At 37.1% G+C, this 18057-nt stretch carries 12 protein-coding genes; 2 read left to right on the top strand and 10 right to left on the bottom strand.

The window, feature by feature from the left end; all coding sequences use genetic code 11:
* Positions 1-19: 19 nt before the first annotated feature.
* Positions 20-2020: a monovalent cation:proton antiporter family protein gene (locus GILLI_RS01710; RefSeq protein ID WP_006987392.1), complete on the bottom strand. Its 2001-nt coding sequence runs from the start codon at positions 2018-2020 to the stop codon at positions 20-22.
* A gap of 233 nt (positions 2021-2253) precedes the next feature.
* Positions 2254-4131, bottom strand: coding sequence for a M61 family metallopeptidase (locus GILLI_RS01705; protein WP_040506305.1), 1878 nt, complete (start codon positions 4129-4131; stop codon positions 2254-2256).
* A gap of 230 nt (positions 4132-4361) precedes the next feature.
* On the opposite strand from GILLI_RS01705, the gene GILLI_RS01700 reads away from it, so the two are divergent.
* A complete protein-coding gene (locus GILLI_RS01700; protein ID WP_006987390.1) occupies positions 4362-8351 on the top strand; it encodes an endonuclease/exonuclease/phosphatase family protein in 3990 nt (1329 codons plus the stop codon).
* 71 nt (positions 8352-8422) lie between these two features.
* Here GILLI_RS01700 and GILLI_RS01695 read toward each other — a convergent pair whose 3' ends face one another.
* Genes GILLI_RS01695 through proC form a run of 3 tightly spaced genes read right to left on the bottom strand, consistent with a single transcriptional unit; the run spans position 8423 to position 11267 of the window.
* Entirely contained in the window at positions 8423-9622 is a 1200-nt protein-coding gene (locus GILLI_RS01695) for a glutamate-5-semialdehyde dehydrogenase (protein ID WP_006987389.1), read from the bottom strand.
* Positions 9623-9660: 38 nt separating this feature from the next.
* Entirely contained in the window at positions 9661-10461 is an 801-nt protein-coding gene (proB, locus tag GILLI_RS01690) for a glutamate 5-kinase (RefSeq protein ID WP_006987388.1), read from the bottom strand.
* Positions 10461-11267, bottom strand: coding sequence for a pyrroline-5-carboxylate reductase (proC, locus tag GILLI_RS01685; RefSeq protein ID WP_006987387.1), 807 nt, complete (start codon positions 11265-11267; stop codon positions 10461-10463). The genes proB and proC overlap by 1 nt, the downstream gene beginning before the upstream one ends.
* 692 nt (positions 11268-11959) lie before the next feature.
* On the opposite strand from proC, the gene GILLI_RS01680 reads away from it, so the two are divergent.
* A complete protein-coding gene (locus GILLI_RS01680; protein ID WP_006987386.1) occupies positions 11960-13537 on the top strand; it encodes a hypothetical protein in 1578 nt (525 codons plus the stop codon).
* 601 nt (positions 13538-14138) lie between these two features.
* Here the strand turns inward: GILLI_RS01680 and GILLI_RS01675 are convergent.
* The 5 genes from GILLI_RS01675 to GILLI_RS01655 all read right to left on the bottom strand — a co-directional run bounded on the left by GILLI_RS01675 (position 14139) and on the right by GILLI_RS01655 (position 17955).
* The gene (locus tag GILLI_RS01675; RefSeq protein ID WP_006987385.1) at positions 14139-14558 is read right to left on the bottom strand and encodes a hypothetical protein; all 420 of its coding nucleotides are present in this window, start codon (positions 14556-14558) and stop codon (positions 14139-14141) included.
* Positions 14559-14637: 79 nt separating this feature from the next.
* Positions 14638-15081, bottom strand: coding sequence for a hypothetical protein (locus GILLI_RS01670; RefSeq protein ID WP_006987384.1), 444 nt, complete (start codon positions 15079-15081; stop codon positions 14638-14640).
* Between the two features lie 46 nt (positions 15082-15127).
* Positions 15128-15487 (bottom strand): hypothetical protein, encoded by a 360-nt coding sequence (locus tag GILLI_RS01665; RefSeq protein ID WP_156798607.1) that lies wholly within the window; start codon positions 15485-15487, stop codon positions 15128-15130.
* Between the two features lie 142 nt (positions 15488-15629).
* Positions 15630-17003 carry an MBL fold metallo-hydrolase RNA specificity domain-containing protein gene (locus GILLI_RS01660; protein WP_006987382.1) on the bottom strand — a complete coding sequence of 458 codons (1374 nt, stop codon included), beginning with the start codon at positions 17001-17003 and terminating at the stop codon, positions 15630-15632.
* A gap of 109 nt (positions 17004-17112) precedes the next feature.
* Positions 17113-17955: a restriction endonuclease gene (locus GILLI_RS01655; RefSeq protein WP_006987381.1), complete on the bottom strand. Its 843-nt coding sequence runs from the start codon at positions 17953-17955 to the stop codon at positions 17113-17115.
* Positions 17956-18057 lie beyond the last annotated feature (102 nt).

The raw sequence follows: 18057 nt of genomic DNA, 5'->3' as shown, positions 1-18057 counted from the left end.
TGTAAATTAAAATGGTTATTTACAAAGAAATTAATTGGTTAAGTTGATTGATGTTTACAGGATTTCCGAAGAGATAAAGAAGATCTCCCTGTTCAATTACAGTAGTATTGGTAATATTGGTAATGTAATGAGTTCCTCTCTTTATGGTAAGAACAGTTACCCCATAATTCTTGCCAATGCCAGATTGTTCTATTGTTTTTCCAACAATATTATTATTTCCCCGTTGCACACTTAAAGTGACAATTTCTTTATTGGGAATATGGAGATGTTGATAGGCAGGTGTATGCGCGCCTCCTTTGATGGTAGTTAGCATTTCATAATCTGAAGAGCGCACGTGGTTAATAAAATCCTGGATTTCATTATGGGGGATAAGGTATTTTCGTAGTACCCGACTAAAGATCTCTATGGAAGTTTCAAATTCCTCCGGAATTACTTCATCGGCACCCAACCGAATATTTTCTTCAATTTCTTTTACGTACCTGGTTCGCACAATAACACAGGCAGTTTGACTCAATTCCCTTATTCCGTTGATTATTTTCTTCGTGGCATCGGGATCTGAAATAGCGATTACAACAACTCTGGCTTCCTGAACGTGTACATGTTTCAAAATAACGGGATTCGTGGCATCTCCAAATACAATTGGTTCTCCGGCGTTTTTGGCATCGTGGAAAGAATCCGGTTCAAGATCTATGATGATATAAGGGATTTTAGCATTTTTGGCGGCTTTAGAAATATTCTTTCCATTGATCCCATATCCTATGATTACCAGGTGGTCTGAAAGTTCTTCTTCAGGGGTTTGCTGATTTTGGTGAACTCTTTTAACATTGTTCAGTCGTTTTCTAACATTGGTAGGAATTGGTAATTTTACGAGGAAATACGTGATCTTCGGGGCAAGATTCATCAAAAAGGGAGTAAGGCCCATCGTAATTATCGAGATTGCTAAAAAGTATTGATATATATTTTCCGGTAACAGATCATTTTGAACTCCCACCGTAGATAAAAGCAAAGAAAATTCCCCTACCTGAAAGAGGGCAAACACAGTCATAAATACGGTTCTGGCCGGGTATTTTAAACTAAGTACTGTAATGGCAATTATTAACATTTTCAAAATGATCACACCTATTACCAGCAATAGTATATACAGGATGTTATTGATGAAAAAGTTTAGATTAAGCAGGGAACCTACAGAAATGAAAAAGAAACTTATAAAGATTTCCCTAAAGGGTAACACATTCGCTGTTGCCTGGTGACTGTAATCTGATTCAGAAATTATGAGCCCCGCGAAAAAGGCTCCTAATGCCAGCGATAGACCAACAGAGGAGGTTAGCCAGGCCACCGCAAAGCAGAATACAATTGTAGTGAGGATAAATAGTTCACGGTTCTTGGTTTTTACCACCATTTTAAAAATTCGTGGCACTATATAAATTGCCAGTAGAAAAATTACAATTCCAACTCCCACTATTTTTATAAGAAGAATTCCAACCGTTTCCCAAATATTATCAGATTTTCCGGCCAATAGGGGAGTGAGCAACATCATTGGAACCACTATAATATCCTGGAATATCAGGATTGCAACAGCTACACGCCCATGTGGGGAGGTTACTTCTCCTTTTTCCTGGAGGATCTTCAGTACGATCGCAGTACTGCTTAAAGCAAACAGGAAACCTATAAAGACCCCAGAATTGATGGGTATACCAAGAAAATAAGACACTACGGCAGTGATTAAAATAGTTCCTCCCACCTGCATTCCACCACCTAAAAGAATTGTTTTCTTAATTGCAGCCAATCCTTTTAAGGATAGTTCTATCCCAATAATGAACAACAGGAATATAATTCCTATTTCAGAAAGCAGTTCCACCTCGTGTTGGGAACTTATTAAATTAAAAGCATACGGGCCTGCAATAATTCCCGCTAGTAAAAATCCCAGAAGAGAAGGGACCTTGATTTTTTGAAATAATAAAATAATAAAAATAGATAATCCTAAAATTATTACAATGTCTTTAAGAATAGGTATTTCCATTTATGAAGTGTTTCCGTGGACTTTTATTGATAGGCCTGTTAAGTTACGAATAGGATCTTTATTTAAAAACTAAAAATATTGGTTTATTCAATTTTTATAAGGGATAGAAATAGATTTTTTGTTTCTACCCCGGGGGAATTCGGTGAAATAAATAATAGCCCCTGAAATACACCAGCTATTATTTATTAAAATCAATTAAGAAGAGTGAATTCCAATTAAGGAATTCACTCTTCTTAATTTTTTAACCAGGCTTTCCTCAATTGAACTTTTGGGTCGTTTTCAGGAAGGTTTACTTCTCTAAGTTTGATTTGGCTGTCTGTGGGTTGAGTAATCTTTCCGTTGAGAATTATTTCTTCACCATCTCTTTTAAGAGTCATTTTTATATCCTCACCTTCTGCCCAGGATTGGGATTTCATTACCAATTCATAAACATTTTCAATGTTATAGTCAGCATCATTTACAGATTTAATAACATCTCCATTCTCTACCCCCAATTGCTTAAGGAATGAATTTAAGGTGATATTTTTTCTGAAGAAAAGAACACCTGTTTCCGGATCGCCATCTATATATGGAACTTGTCCTTTGATGAAATATGAGGTGTTAACTTCAGTGTTTTCATAATTAACTCCAACCTTTTCTAAAAATTCAGCATATGGAATAGGAGTAGCGCCACTAACGTAGGTATCAAAAAATTCCTGTATTTCAGGATAGGTTAGGGAAACAATTACAGGAATTAACGCATCGTCCTCAAAGGGCTTGTTCTTTCCATATTTTTCAGATAATTTTTTCATCATATCCAAAATACCCATATCGCCATTGCTGAGTTCCCTTAACCTTATGTCCAGAGCCATCCCAATAAGAGCTCCTTTAAGGTACACATTGTAATAATCACTTTTATAGGGTCCTTCCAAGATGTTTTCGCTCATTATGGTAAACGGAATGCTATCGTCGAAATTTTTCGAACTTTCAATCTTATCAGACATACGATCATAAAAATCATCATTGCTGATTAAATCTTGGTTTACCTGAAAAAGATTTGCGAAATATTCTGTAACTCCTTCATACATCCACAAATGCTTAGACATTTTTGGCTCGTTGTAATCGAAATAGTGAATCTCGTTCGAATGAATATTTAAAGGGGTTAGGATATGAAAGAATTCATGAGAAACAACATCTGTCATGGTAGTTTTTAAGGCGTCTAAAGGCATTGTCTCCGGGAGAACCACAACGGTTGAAGTATGGTGTTCTAATGCGCCAAAGCCTCGGGCATCCATTTCCTCCGGATCTGAAAGGTATAATAAAATGGCATAGTTGGAAGTGTTATCGATCTCGCCCAAAAATTCTTTTTGAGCCGATATCATTTCCTCAACTCCGGCTTTAATGTCCTTTGTAGAATATACTTCATTAGGGGAATACACATTCAATAAAACCTTCATCCCCTCCACACTTATAGAAGTTGTATCAGGTTTGGAATACATTATTGGATTGTCCACAACTTCAAAATATCTTTTGGTGTTGTAGGAATCTATTGTAGCTGCCGGAGAACCCTGTTGGGAAGTCGTATTGGAAACCTTTAAGCTGCTTCCCGCAATAAGCCCGGTTGGCCTGTTGATAACTAATTTATAGGGTTGTTCTGTCAAATTTTCAAAATAACCAACAAAACCGTGGAGGTTAAGCATGAAGTTTTTATCTTTTTCAATGTTTGTTCCGGCCGGGGAAAATATTCCTTCCTCTCCTTCCACATCAAAAGAATCGTTTACCCAATAGGTTATCTTATCCAGATTTTCAGCATTATCGATCAACCATGAACTGTCATCCTTTTGTGCAACCAAAAGCTCTTTTCCCAGGTAATCAAAGGCCTTCATATTTTCAATAAATTTGCCGTAATTATCTACAGAATAAGTACCGGGAACGGTCCTTGGAATATAAAACGTGGTTTGAGCACCTGTTAATTTACCAGGATCTACGGTAACCTTTACTTTATCATTTTTTACATTTACCAAATCGAGATTTACAACTACAGGTTGGGGTGTGATTTTTTCGAGATCCTGAGTGGTTTTACAACTATAAGTGACAGTAAGTACTGCCATGAAATAAATTAATTTTTTCATATCAAACTCTTAATATTCTTTGAGGCGGGAAGTTACATTTTTGCAGATAATTATACCGGACCTCTTTCTTAAATATTCCTAAAAGTTAAAGAAATCTATTTTAAAGGCTCTATAAGAGTTTCTAAAAATAAAAAATTTAGCTCCTACATTGTTAACACTCCCTTAATGAATTCTTAAAGAGTTTTTTATAAAAAAGCACTTTCTTAGCGCCTGTAAAAAAACCCTAACAAATGAAACAAAAACTACACTTTTTAGGCGTACTCGCCTTTTTATTTTTTACCAACTTACTTGCTGCCCAATCTGTCTTTATCAATGAATTTCATTATGATAATGTAGGTACAGATGAAGGTGAAGCGATTGAAATTGCCGGTCCTGCCGGCACAGATCTTTCGGCGTATAGTATTATTCTATATAACGGAAGTAACAACAGTACTTATGGAACCAACCAACTTTCCGGAATAATCCCGGATCAACAAAACGGATTTGGAACCAATGTACTGAATTTTGCTGTTAACGGACTTCAAAACGGGGCACCAGATGGCTTTGCTCTTGTGAAAGGAGAGGACGTGATACAGTTCCTGAGTTATGAAGGTGTGATGACCGCCGCAAACGGTCCCGCAGCAGGAATGACCAGTGTAGATGTTGGAGTAGAAGAAGGAGCAAGCACTCCAATAGGCTATTCCCTGCAACTTGTCGGGGAAGGTCAGGAATATTCTCAATTCACCTGGCAGCCTGAAGCACAAAATACATTTGGTACTTTAAATAATAACCAGAGTTTTGGTGGAGATCCTGTAGAACCAGAGCCGGAGCCTGAACCGGAACCCGAACCGGAACTGCCTCCTGCACCTGCAGTAGATGTGGTTTTCATCAATGAAATGCATTATGATAATGCAGGAGCAGATGTAGATGAAGGCTTTGAAATAGCAGGAACCGCAGGAACAGACCTTTCTGGTTATAGTGTGCTTTTATATAATGGAAACGGTGGAACAGTTTATGGTACGATCGAACTTGAAGGAATCTTTCCTGATCAACAAAATGGTTACGGAACATTGAATTTTTCTGCTTCTGGTTTACAAAATGGAGCACCGGATGGATTGGCCCTGGTAAAAGGAGATGAGGTAATCCAGTTTTTGAGCTATGAAGGAGAGATGGTTGCTACTTCCGGTGCTGCATCAGGAATGACAAGTAAAGATATCGGAGTGGAAGAGGGAAGTTCAACCCCGGTGGGATATTCGCTTCAGTTAACAGGCGAAGGGTCTTATTATGAAGATTTCACCTGGGCCCCGGAAGCTCAAAGTACTTTTGGAGCTGTAAATACCGCTCAAACTTTTCTTTCACCTGAGCCGATATTGTTCATAAATGAATTTCACTATGATACAGCAGGTTCAGATACAGGTGAAGGAATTGAAGTAGCAGGAACTGCAGGGTTAGATCTTTCAGAATACAGCATTATTTTCTACAATGGAAATGGTGGGGGATCTTATGGAACTATCAATCTAGAAGGTATTCTGGAAAATCAGCAATCCGGTTACGGAACAAAAGAATTCTACTACTCAGGTATCCAAAACGGGGCACCAGATGGCTTTGCTCTTGTGAAAGGTGATGAGGTCTTACAGTTTTTAAGCTATGAGGGAGTATTTACTGCTACCAATGGTCCGGCTGCCGGAATGGAAAGTGTGGACGTTGGAGTTGAAGAAAATGGAGTGCCGGTGGGTTATTCCCTTCAATTAGGTGGTGCCGGATTTAACTATGAAGATTTTACCTGGCAGGTAGCTATGACCAATACATTTGGCGCAGTAAATACCAACCAGACGCTGGGAGCCTCTATTGTGGAGCTTGAACCGGAACCGGAAATTATCAATCCTGAAAATATTGCTGAAGTAAGAGCATCGGCAGTTGGAACCAAAGTAAGTATTTCGGGTACTTTAACTGTTGCTTCTGAATTTGGCAATACAGCATATATTCAGGATGAAACCGGCGGAATCGCAGTTTTTGGAAATCTTGTTACAGAGCAGGGACTTTATAAAATTGGTGATCGTTTAAAGGTTACAGGAACAAGAGCAGTTTTTAATGATCTTGTACAAATATCAGATGTTGAAGCCGTAGAATATCTGGGTGTTTCCAATGAGCCTATCGAGCCTAAAAGCATCACTCTGGCACAAATGGAAGAACATCGCGGGCAGTTGGTGAAGATCACAGATATGGTTTTCCCAGGCCCGGGACAGCTTTTCTTCGGTAATTCAAATTACCTGGTAAAAGATGCAAGTGGGGAAGGGGAATTAAGGATCAACGCATCTGTAAATGACCTTGTTGGAAAACTTCAGCCCAATGTTTGTGCAGAGGTTATTGGTGTGGTTGGTAGATTTAGAATGATCAACCAGTTACAACCCCGCAATGGAGAAGACCTTCCCTGTGCCGATGATTATGATCCTACTTTTCCGGGATCTGAAATTTCAAAAGAGGTTACTTTTGATGCGGTAACCTGGAATATTGAATGGTTTGGAGATGAAAAGAATGCACCTTCTGCCGGAAAGGAAAATTCAGACGAGATTCAAAAAGAAGCCGTGAAAGCTATTTTACTTGAACTTGATGCTGATGTAATTGCCGTGCAGGAAATTTCCGATGAGGTTCTTTTTGCACAAATGGTTTCTGAAATGGAAGGATATGATTTTATTCTTTCTGAAGCTACCTCGTATCCTGATAGTCCGGGAGGTCAAAAGGTTGGATTTATTTATAATGCCGAAACTGTTTCGGTTACCAATTCCAGAGCTATGTTTAAATCTGTTCATCCTTTCTATGATGGTGATGGTTCCTTACTGCAGGATTATCCCGAAAGTGCCGATAGATTTTACGCGAGCGGAAGGTTGCCGTTTTTAATGGAAGCCATTGTTACTATAGATGGACATACTGAGGAAATGAAGTTTGTTGCACTTCACGCCAGGGCAAACGGAAGTACCGGTGCACAGGGAAGATATGATATGAGGAAATATGATGTTGAGGTCCTTAAGGATTCTTTGGATCTATATTTCCCCAATGAGAAGGTAATGATATTGGGTGATTATAACGATGATGTAGATTTCACCGTATCTAATGTTAATACCACAGTTTCCAGCTATATAAATTATACCAGTGACACAGAGAATTATTCTGTTCTTACCGCTATTTTGAGCGAAGAAGGTTACAGGTCATATGCGGTTGGAAACTATGATGATATGATAGATCATGTTATAGTAACTAGTGAGTTGACAAATAATTATATTGACAGATCTGCTCGGGTACATTACGAATTTTATAACAGCGAATATGTGTACACTGCATCAGACCATTTTCCGGTATCTGTAAGACTTAAGCACAAAGCATTTACGTTAGGTACGGTGACTTCAAAAGATGCTACTTGCAATGGTAGTGCAACAGGTACCGCCAAAGTAGAGGTGAGTGGAGGGATTGCACCATATACCTATAACTGGAGTGATGGACAGGATACTCAAACCGCTAAAGCTTTGTCAGCTGGGAATTACAATGTTACTGTTACAGATTATCTAGGAACAATTGTAACCACAGAAGTTACTGTAAATGAGGCGGAAACCCTTGTTTTACTAATGGAAGACCAAAAGGTATATTCAGGGTATGACACCACTTGTACAACACTACAACCTATTGAAATTTCCGGGGGTGTAGCGCCATATACCTATTTATGGAGTACCGGGGAAATTTCAGAAAGCATATCAGTTTGCCCTGGTAATACAGATGTTTATACACTGGAAGTAACAGATGTTAACGGATGCAGGATATCTGCTGAAACTACTATAGAAGTTGAAAATATTTCATGTGGGAATGGAAGAGGAAATCAAAAAATTTCCCTTTGTTTTAAGGGAAAAGCTATGTGTGTTTCTCCAAATGCAGTTACAGCGCTACTTAGAAACGGAGCCGTATTAGGATCTTGTGAAAGTGCAAATGAAATAATCGTGGAAGAAATAGCCGTTTCTCCAAATCCAACTGCGGGATATTCTGTTGTACGAGTGAAAAGTGCAGGTAAACACAAAGCATCTCTTACAGTATATAACTTAAGCGGAAATAGAATATCTGAACAAAATATTTCTTTACAAAAAGGATCTACAGATTTTCCAATAAACCTTGGTAGAATTATGCCAGGTATTTATTTGGTCGTTATTGAGGGCAATGGTTTTGAAAGTGAGCCTTTAAAAATCATCAAATATTAGAACAAGTTCATATTAATCAAAAAAATGGCTGCCAATCGGCAGCCATTTTTCCTTATAATAAAATGCACATATTATTCTCTAATGTGACCATCTCCCAGTACAAAATATTTATTGGTAACTAGTTGTTTAAGCCCCAAAGGACCACGATGGTGTAATTTATCTGTGCTTATGGCAAGTTCTGCTCCCACGCCCATTTGTCCGCCATCGGTAAAGCGGGTAGAGGCATTATGATAAACAGCGGCACTATCTACCTGTTGCATAAATTCAAGAGCTTCTTCCTTATTTTTTGTAATAATAACTGCGGAATGTCCTCCAGAAAAATGATTTATTTTGTCAATGGCATCATCCAAGCCATCTACAGCACCAAGGGCTATTTTCATAGAAAGGAATTCTTCGTGCCAGGTGTCTTCTCCCGGAATTTTAGATTCATCTTTTAGTACGTTGCTTACTTCATCATCTACCAGAATTTCAACCTTATGTTCCTTCATCATAAGCTGAAGTTCCTTCAGTTTATTTTCATAATCAGGAAGTTTATTATCTATTAAGACTTTATCTAAAGCATTACAACCGGAGATTTTATCGGTTTTAGCGTTTAAAATCACTTTTTTGGCAATTTCAAAATCTGCTTCGGGTGATACATACAGGAAATTATTGCCTCTTCCGCTAACCAATACTGCTCCGGTAGCATGTTCTTTTACGAATGCAATCAATCTTTCGCCTCCACGGGGAACGATTAAATCCAATTGAACTGGAGGATTTTTTAAAAATTCCTGAGTTTCTTTTCGGTTCAAATTCAATAACTCGACCCAGTTAGTGTCCAGTCCGTTTTCTTTTAAAGCTTCATGCCAACAAGCTACCAGAAGTTCATTGCTTCTTATCGCTTCTTTCCCTCCCTTAAGAAAGATCTTATTATTAGCTTTAAAAGCAAGTACGGCAGCTTCTATTGTAACATCCGGTCGGGACTCATAAATGATCATTATATTCCCGAAAGGTGCGGTTTTATTGGTGATATCAAGACCACTGTCTAAAATTCTGTGTGAAATAGTTTGCCCAACAGGATCATCCTGATCCATCACTTCTTTAATAGACAAAATCATCCCATCAACTTTCTTATCATTTAAGATCAACCTATCAAACATAGCACCTTCGGTTTCACCGAAAGCCTCCAGGTCGGCTTTATTTGCCTTGATTATTTCTTCGCGCCTTACATCAAGGATTTTCATCATAGATTTTAAAACGCTATTCTTAACTTTTGTCTTTAATAACTTCATTTTGATGTTTTTAAAATTTAAATATTTTGATTTTTCAATCAGGCTGTAAATTTTGTTCCTACAGGTTTTCCTGCAACGATGTCAAGGATCACATTTTTTTGTTTTCCATTAGCGATGTAGGTAGGAATATTTTTTGCCGCTGTACTTTTTGCTATTTTAATTTTGGACTCCATGCCTCCTCGGCCTTCACCTTCACCTTTGCCTGATTCCTGAATATATTTTTCAACATTTTCATCTATTTGAACCTTGTTCAGTTTTTCTGATTTATCGTCATCTGGATGACCGGTAAACAGCCCATCGGTATCGCTTAAAATAATAAGCGCATCGGCATTTATAAGCTCAGCTACCAGGCTTGCCAGTTCATCATTGTCAGAAAACATGGACATGGTTACAGAAACCGCATCATCTTCATTGGCAATTGGAATTATCCCTTCAGCTAACAAAGATTCATAACAATTTATCATATTTTCCCGGTGTATTCCTGGTGTGAAATCTCTTTTTGTAGCCAAAACCTGGGCACAGCGCATTCCAAAATTATGGAAAATGCTGTAGTAATGCCGCATCATTCTTGGTTGTCCAACGGCAGAGTACACCTGTCTTCTTTTGGCGGGATCTGTTATGCTTATTTCGCCAAGGATCTCTTTTCCTGCTATTGCCGATCCCGAGGAAACCAGCACCACCATGATATCCTCTTCATATAAAGTGGCTATTTGTTCTACCAGATTGTTTAATACTGGTCCTAAAATTCTATTGTCCTTGTTGGTCATTACATTGGTTCCAACTTTCACAACTATTCTCCTTTTTTCCATTTGTCTTTCTTTTCTAAAAAGCTCTTCCATTACTTATCTTTTCCAAGTTCTACGGCTCTGTCAAACGCTGCGTATGCTGCTTCTTTTATCAATTCCTTTACATTATTATCATCCATGGAATCCAGTGCAGCCCTTGTAGTTCCACCTTTGGAGGCAACCCGGTCCATCCAGGATTCCGGGGAAAGATCAGATTGGTTGAATAATTCTACCGCTCCTTCAAATGTTTTGCTAACCAAAATTTTGGAATCATTTTTAGAGAATCCCATTTTTAGGGCAGCTTCCAACATAGATTGCATAAAATAAAAAACATAAGCCGGTCCACTTCCTGAAATCCCGGTAGATGCATCAATAAAATTTTCATTTTCCACTTTGATCGAATCTCCTGTGGTATCCAAAAGGTTCCTAATCGTTAATAATTCAATTCTCGAAACTTCATCGGTGGCGGTATAGGATGTTACCCCTTTCCCGACCTGTGCAGGCAAATTTGGCATTGCTCGAACTACCTTTTTTAGATCAAGACCTTCCTGAATCGTTTTAATGGTAACTCCTGCCATTATGGAAACAATAACCTGCTCTTTATTTACCAATGATTTTATGTCACTAAACAATCCTTCACAGTGATAAGGTTTTACGGCAAGAAAAACTACATCTGCCGTTGGCAAACACTTTTCAATATCTTCATAAACATCAAAGTAGTCTATTTTGCTTAACGACTCTATCAATTCCGGAGACTTATCATATATCATCAAATTGTGCCGGTTTAATAATGTAGATTTTGACATGCCTTCCGCATATGTTAATCCCATGTTTCCTGCTCCAATTACTAATACTCTCATTATCTATTTTTTGATTAATTACAAATAACTGGGTTTTAAACCTAGTTTCTTTTGTTCTATATCTCCAAAGACCATACTATCCCGCTGTTTTTGTAAAAGAAATCCTTGAAAGGGACGGAAAAACTGGTTATCTGATACATTTTATTCTGAAAAAATTGGAATAGAATGAATGTTTGCTTAAAAAGGGGAGATGAATATATGATAAATAAACACTGTGAACTACTGTTATTGCTATACAAGAGCGAATTCAGAAAATTCAAGATTGAATAAATTGCACTTAAACAAGTTGAAAATTGTAATAAGAAAATTGTAGCATCTATTTAATCTTATAATATAAGACAATTTAGTGACTCCATGGCGGTATCCTGTAATTATGTCAGTTTTCGAGGGAGTATGTTGCACTGGGAGGCGAGAATGAAGTTGAAATTCAATCCTTTTTACAATGATTATGGACGGAATCTTAGTAAGCAACAAAATTTTACTACCTGGTAGTAAGATGTTAAATTTATAACTGGTTTCTAACTACTCTTAAAACTAAATTTTAACAAAATAAAACTGGTTTTTAAAAGAAATCTTAAAGTGTTTTCCCTGTTAATCTTAAAATTTTAGCAAAACTGAGGGTTTTCACCTATTAAACTTTGACTTCTAAAAGTTTAATTTTAAATAAATTAACTAATCTAAATATTTTAATTATGAGAAATTTAAAATTTTACACAATTTTTTTAGTAATGTTTGCTTTAATCTTTTCTTCTTGTAGTAGAGAGGAGGATGGTTTGGCTTCTTTAGAAAATGAGAAAGCAACACTTTCATTTGGAGCCATGCTTGATGATCTTAACATCAACCGCAATTCCCTTAAACAAGCAATTGGAGATATCCCGGCTTGTTCTGAGGATGCTGTGGTATACGTTGAAATTATACTTAGCAGCGGGGGAGTAGACGTGGTAGGTGCAGAAGGTACCCCTTTCAGGATTGACCTGGTAGCAGGGCAACTATTCACCAAGGAAGTTACAGAGTTGCAACTTTCCGCGGGAGATTATTCTCTGGATTATTTCACTGTTCATTCAATGGATGGTACGGTTATTTGGGTAGCCCCTTTAGCCGGAAGTGAATTGGCATCCTTAGTTGACAATCCACTGCCACTTGATATTAGCCTTGGGGCCGGTGTTAAGAAATATGTTGATGTAAGCGTGCTTTGTCTTGATGATAGAATGGTAAATGAGTATGGTTATCTTTTCTTCCAGCTTGATCCAACCCAGGCCATTCAGTTTTGTATTTTCGGAAATTACTGCGATGAATCTGGCAGGCATTATCCTGCTGCTTACAGCGTGGACGTATGGAATTACAGTGATGGGCAAATGGGCGCTGTTCTTTACAGCGATGTAACCAGTACAGTAGAACTCAATGACCTTGGAGAATATGCTTCCAGTCCTGTTTGTTTTGCTTTACCAGATTCTGCCGGAGATGATGAGTATTATTTCCAGATCACTCTTTTAAACTCAGATGCCTATGGTGAAGTTACAGAAAGCATTATTAGAGAAGGGGTAATTACAGATGGAGATGTAAGGAGCCTGCACATTGGGGATGATGATTCAGAATATTACCACCTAAGATATGGCTGTGGAACCTCAGATTCTCCAAATTTATTTGGAGAACCAAATACACAACCGCCTGTAATAGATAGGGATACTGAGATTTATATTTATTTTGATTCTTCGGGTTCAATGAATTCCACCCTTTCTCCGTTACAGGACATGCGAAGTAATCTATTAAAAGCGGCTTTACTTCCTTTGTATGATAATGATGAGGTTCTTTATGACGAAAAAGTCCAGGTGGTCTCGAATGGTTCAGAAAGAACCTTCCAGTTCCTTAATATTGAAGGTGATACACCTACAGGTAATGTCATCTCCCTGGTATTCCAAGATGAAGCTCAATCTGTTTATCACGCTGGTTTCTCTAGCTGGGATGAGACTTCCAACAGGACTGGCGCCTTTGATGCCGATATCACGGCGTTTAGGAGCAGGCTTGCATCCTTTGCGGTTAATTCATACAGCGGTGTGGTCTTTCAGGTAGAGAATGAGAATCAGGCCGGGCTTAATTTTAAAAAGTTTATAGAGTATATACAAAATGGTTCAGGAAATTATGCAGGGGCTTTTGGACTTTCAGACCGTACCGAAATAGGGTACGAATATGATGTGCTTGATGGAAGTACTCCTCAATATTATCTTGATTTAATTATTGAGGCATTACAGGATCTTGGATTTGAGCTGTAAATTATAATTTCAAAGGAATACTAATTTTAATCAGAGGCTGTCTAAAAAGGCAGTCTCTTTTTTTTGCTAAAGGAGAATGTCCTGAAATAATTTTAAGCTTTTAGTTTTTTACTACCTGTGAAGAAACTACTGAAGTTACTCAAACAGAAATTATGCAATCTCCCGTTATAAAAGAGGAAGTAATTGAATGAGATCCTGTGGAAGAGTTGGTAAATATTACTTCTGGCGAAGAAAATAAAATAATAGAATAAATTTATTTATAATCTTTCGTTAAACAGCAGGTTGTCTAATTTGAAGGGGTCTAGGGGCCTTTTTTATTCTAAATGGGTAAATACTTGAGGCTTGCCCGAAATCAATTTCATTCAGACGGGCTTGCCTAACTAGTGAAATTTAAAGTTTAAAACATGTTCCATTAAAATGCTCCGCGGGCTTGCCCGGAGAAATTTTTCTTAGGTCTAAAATTGGACAGTGGAAAGAGGCTAGAGAATATTATGGTACGTGTAAAAAGGAGAGCGTTTAACTCTTCACTTTTGGGCAGAATTTCGTTGAGGTTTTAGATGTTTCTTCATTTTTTATTTTTCGTGAACCTCCCCTGAGTGCTTCAATTTTTTTTAAGAAATGGAATGCTAAAGTTAAAAATCTTAAGTTTTAAGTCTTTGAAGTTCGCCAAAAGTTCCTTTAAGCTGTTAAGAAGTTCCTGATGCTGGGTTTTATAAAAAATTTCACAACTTATATCTTCACATTCCAACATTCCATTGAGGTCATTTTTATGATTTCTTAATGCGAGTTGTACTTCAATCTTTTCGGTTTTTAGATCTTCAAGATCTTCGGTGTAAGATTTTACCTTCTCGGAAGTATCCGGGTTAATGGGTTGAAAAACTTCTGAGGCTAGGAGATGTTTTAAAAACAACAGTTCATCCGTAAGGGTTTGCAGAGTTTTATCCCAATTTAGGGTGTCGTTTTCGAGTTCTTCAACGTCTTTTTCATTCGCAGATTTTTGGGAAAAGCTCATTGTTGCCATGATTAGAAATATTAACTGTTCAAACTAAATTATGTACAGATTTTGTGGATAATATTAATGCTAAAAATCGGTTCTTAGCTCAACTCAATAGTTTTTTTTGTTTTTGCTGTTTCAAAGCCCTGGAAACCGTATTAAAAATATCCTTTTTTAGAGATTGATACTGAATGGAAAAATTATTTACTTGTTTTAATAAACTCCTGTGCTCTTCCCTATATTCCTTTTCCTGGTTCGGTTGGTCAATACCATCTACCAATACTTGTAAACCGTTTCGATGTTTTGTTGTTTCTTTCATTAAATTTTCAACTTGCTTTTCAGAATCGGTTAATTTGAAAATCAGAGTTTTTGCTTCTTCCAGCAAGTGAGATTCCAGAATAGGCACGGTGTATTCTTTTAACATATCCTGAAAGAAGATCTGTTCATCTTTTATAAAGTTTAACTCGGATATCCATTGCAAACAGGAATAATGCATTTCGTCAGAACTTTTCCATTCCACGTACCTAAAATTTTGTTTTGGTGTATCCATAATGTTTTTCATTTAAGTTGTCTCAGGTATTTTGCATTGATACATATTATTCGTTTTGTTTTAAAAGATTCCCGGTATAATGGAAAATTTCAAGCTTGAGATCGTAGAATTTTTCAAAATAATTCTCAATATCGTTTCTTAAGTTCTCAAAATCTGAAATGAAATTTTCTTCGGAATCCTTATCATTCTCTATGGCGTCCTTCAGCATTTTCAATTTTTTTTCTACCGGTTTAAAAAATCGGAAATTCTGGGATTTTATATTTTCCACGCTGTTTAAGTATTTCTTTAAATTTTCAAATAAATTGGGAATACCGGGTTTGAAAATTTCTACATTTAAAAAGAGCATGAGGAAACTTATTTCTTCAGAATTATATGTTAACAGATTTTTCCAATGTAATAGTTCCAATTGGTTTTTTTTGAGCCGCTTTTCACTATAAAATGAATTATCTTTTTCTGATACAACCATGGCGCTAAAATTTGTTTTTCCTTCTAAAATTAAATTTTTAAAGCGAAAATTTAAATGATAATTATCAGGATTTAAAAAAATTTTAAAGCTTAATGTTTATGATTTCTTTTAAATGTGGAATATGTACCTGCCAATGGTAGGTATCTTTGATTTTCACTCTTAAAGCATCCAGGGAAGTGGGCTCTCCATGGATCAAAAACACCTTTTCCGGGATGTTTTTTATTTTTCCCAACCAATCGATTAGACCTTTCTGATCTGCATGGGCAGAGAGACTTTCAATCGTTTTTATTTTAGCATTCACCTCACAGTATTTTCCAAATATTTTGATCTCCTGGTTTCCTTCAAGAAGTTGCCTTCCCCGGGTTCCTTCTGCCTGAAATCCCACCAGTAAAACGGTTGTTTCAGGTTTATCTATAAAATACCTTAGATACGTAAGAACCCTTCCGCCACTAACCATTCCGCTTCCTGCAATTACAGCTTTAGCTCTTTTATCGTCTATTGTTTTCCAGGTATCTTTATAGGATGTTATAACGTTAAAATGATTTTTCATTGCTGCCAGGTCATCCTTATTGAGTTTATGCCAGGAAGGAAAACGTTCAAACACCTCAAATACTTTGTTTCCCATTGGGCTATCGATAAAAATGGGAATCTTTGGAATTTTATTTTTATTGTAAAGTTGCCACAATTTATGCATTAAGGTTTGAAGCCTTTCTACCGCAAAACTTGGGATTATTAAAATTGAGTTATTATTTATGGTCTCATTAATAGCATTTGTTAGAATTTCATCAGAATTATCTTCAGGATGTAATCTATTGCCATACGTGCTTTCCAGGAATATATAATCGCCCCATTCAGGAGGTTTTGGAGGATCCAGTAATTGATCTTTTTCCTGTCCTATATCTCCCGAGAACAGAAAGATTTTTCCAAGGATATCTAACTCTATATAGGTTGCTCCAATAATATGTCCGTTTTTTTCCAGTCTGAATTTAATATCAGGATGAATGTTAGACCATTTACCTGGCTCTACAGATTTAAATAGTCGAATCGCATTTTCTGCATCCTCTAAGGAATAAAGCGGTAAAGCCGGTGTGTGGATAGAATAGCCTTCTTCATTTGCTTGTTGGGCCTGTTCTTCCTGGATTTTGGCGCTGTCTAAAAGAATAATTGAAGCGATAGCCAGACTAGGGGCAGTCCCCATTATTTTTCCCTTGAAACCTTGTGCTACCAACCTTGGTAAATAACCGGAGTGGTCTAAATGTCCATGAGTGAGCAGGATTATATCAATTTTATCTGGTGGGAATGGGAATGGTTCCCAGTTTAGGTTTCTCAATTCCTTTAATCCCTGGAACATTCCACAGTCTACCATAATGTTGAATCCGGGCGTTTCCAAAATAAATTTGGACCCTGTAACCGTGCCTGAGGCTCCTAAAAAGTGAATTTTTATTTCTAAACTCATAACTGAATATTTTAATCTCACAAGAGGGGTCGATTTACCCACTTTCTGCAAAATAATTAACGAGATGTCTTGTTTTTATTCTCCAGGAGAACTTGGCTCCGAATTGGTTTTAGGATACCTTACAAAGCATCTCCATCTCTTTTAAAATCCTGGATTTTCTTCCTTCGGATATACCTAAATGATCCAGGTAAAATTTATCATCTATCAATTCTTTACACAATACTACATCTCTGCTCAAGAGGAATTGCTTCTCTCTGGCAGAAAGCAAGGTAGAAACTGTAATAGGATACAAGCCCGTATGATCTATCCTGTCTTTCAAAGCATTTCCTTTGGGGAAATCCCAGCTCAACAAATTCAGGCCTACACATTTTCCATATTTCCGGGCATCTTCAGTAAATCTTGTATTTGTGACCAGCCAGCCTTTAAAGGCCGGGGTGCCAGGATGGTTTTTATCCAAAAAATTTTGAATGTCCCGAAATCTGCTGTGAATATATAGTGGAATTTTTACATCACAGGCTTTGCCTGGTTCGGTATGAAACTTACATTCAAATAAATTTTTCTCCTTATCTTTTCTGGCGATAACATCCAGTTCATGGGTAACACAAATTCCCTGTACAATTTTTCCAACCTCAACTTTAAATCCGCTGTGTTTTAAAATTGAAGCAATGAATTTTTCAAAAGGAAATCCTGTGGGACCCAGTTCATAAATAGCATTTTTCAACTTATACCGGGAGGCAAATGACCGGTTCCTTTTCTTCAAAAGATTGAAAGCCCGGTTATAGATCTCCTTTGTAGAAATCCCGTCATATAATTCATCCTCCAAATTGCTAAGTATATCACTTATAACTTCCTCATCTGCTCCAGACTTTCTTAGGGAAGCCTTGACTTTTTCAACAGAAAAAACATCTTTTTCCCCTGAAGCTTTTATAATATGGAGATTCCGGACGGTCATATTTTATAATATTTGAATTCTGCTAATTTGAATTTTTAATTTATCCTCAAAATGCCTGAATAATATTTTTATTTCTTCATGTTTAATAGATTGAGGAATGGT

Origin of the sequence: Gillisia limnaea DSM 15749, assembly GCF_000243235.1 — a bacterium.
Taxonomy (GTDB): Bacteria; Bacteroidota; Bacteroidia; order Flavobacteriales; family Flavobacteriaceae; genus Gillisia; species Gillisia limnaea.
The sequence above is the reverse complement of the archived record's forward strand: the minus strand, read 5'-3'. Positions and strand labels throughout refer to the sequence as shown.

Excerpts from the sequence above, each read along its gene's own strand:
- GILLI_RS01655 (WP_006987381.1), bottom strand. The coding sequence starts at position 17,955 with ATGACCGTCCGGAATCTCCATATTATAAAAGCTTCAGGGGAAAAAGAT.
- GILLI_RS01695 (WP_006987389.1), bottom strand. The coding sequence starts at position 9,622 with ATGAAGTTATTAAAGACAAAAGTTAAGAATAGCGTTTTAAAATCTATG.
- GILLI_RS01670 (WP_006987384.1), bottom strand. The coding sequence starts at position 15,081 with ATGGATACACCAAAACAAAATTTTAGGTACGTGGAATGGAAAAGTTCT.
- proB (WP_006987388.1), bottom strand. The coding sequence starts at position 10,461 with ATGGAAGAGCTTTTTAGAAAAGAAAGACAAATGGAAAAAAGGAGAATA.
- GILLI_RS01660 (WP_006987382.1), bottom strand. The coding sequence starts at position 17,003 with ATGAGTTTAGAAATAAAAATTCACTTTTTAGGAGCCTCAGGCACGGTT.
- GILLI_RS01700 (WP_006987390.1), top strand. The coding sequence starts at position 4,362 with ATGAAACAAAAACTACACTTTTTAGGCGTACTCGCCTTTTTATTTTTT.
- GILLI_RS01680 (WP_006987386.1), top strand. The coding sequence starts at position 11,960 with ATGAGAAATTTAAAATTTTACACAATTTTTTTAGTAATGTTTGCTTTA.
- GILLI_RS01705 (WP_040506305.1), bottom strand. The coding sequence starts at position 4,131 with ATGAAAAAATTAATTTATTTCATGGCAGTACTTACTGTCACTTATAGT.
- GILLI_RS01675 (WP_006987385.1), bottom strand. The coding sequence starts at position 14,558 with ATGGCAACAATGAGCTTTTCCCAAAAATCTGCGAATGAAAAAGACGTT.
- proC (WP_006987387.1), bottom strand. The coding sequence starts at position 11,267 with ATGAGAGTATTAGTAATTGGAGCAGGAAACATGGGATTAACATATGCG.
- GILLI_RS01710 (WP_006987392.1), bottom strand. The coding sequence starts at position 2,020 with ATGGAAATACCTATTCTTAAAGACATTGTAATAATTTTAGGATTATCT.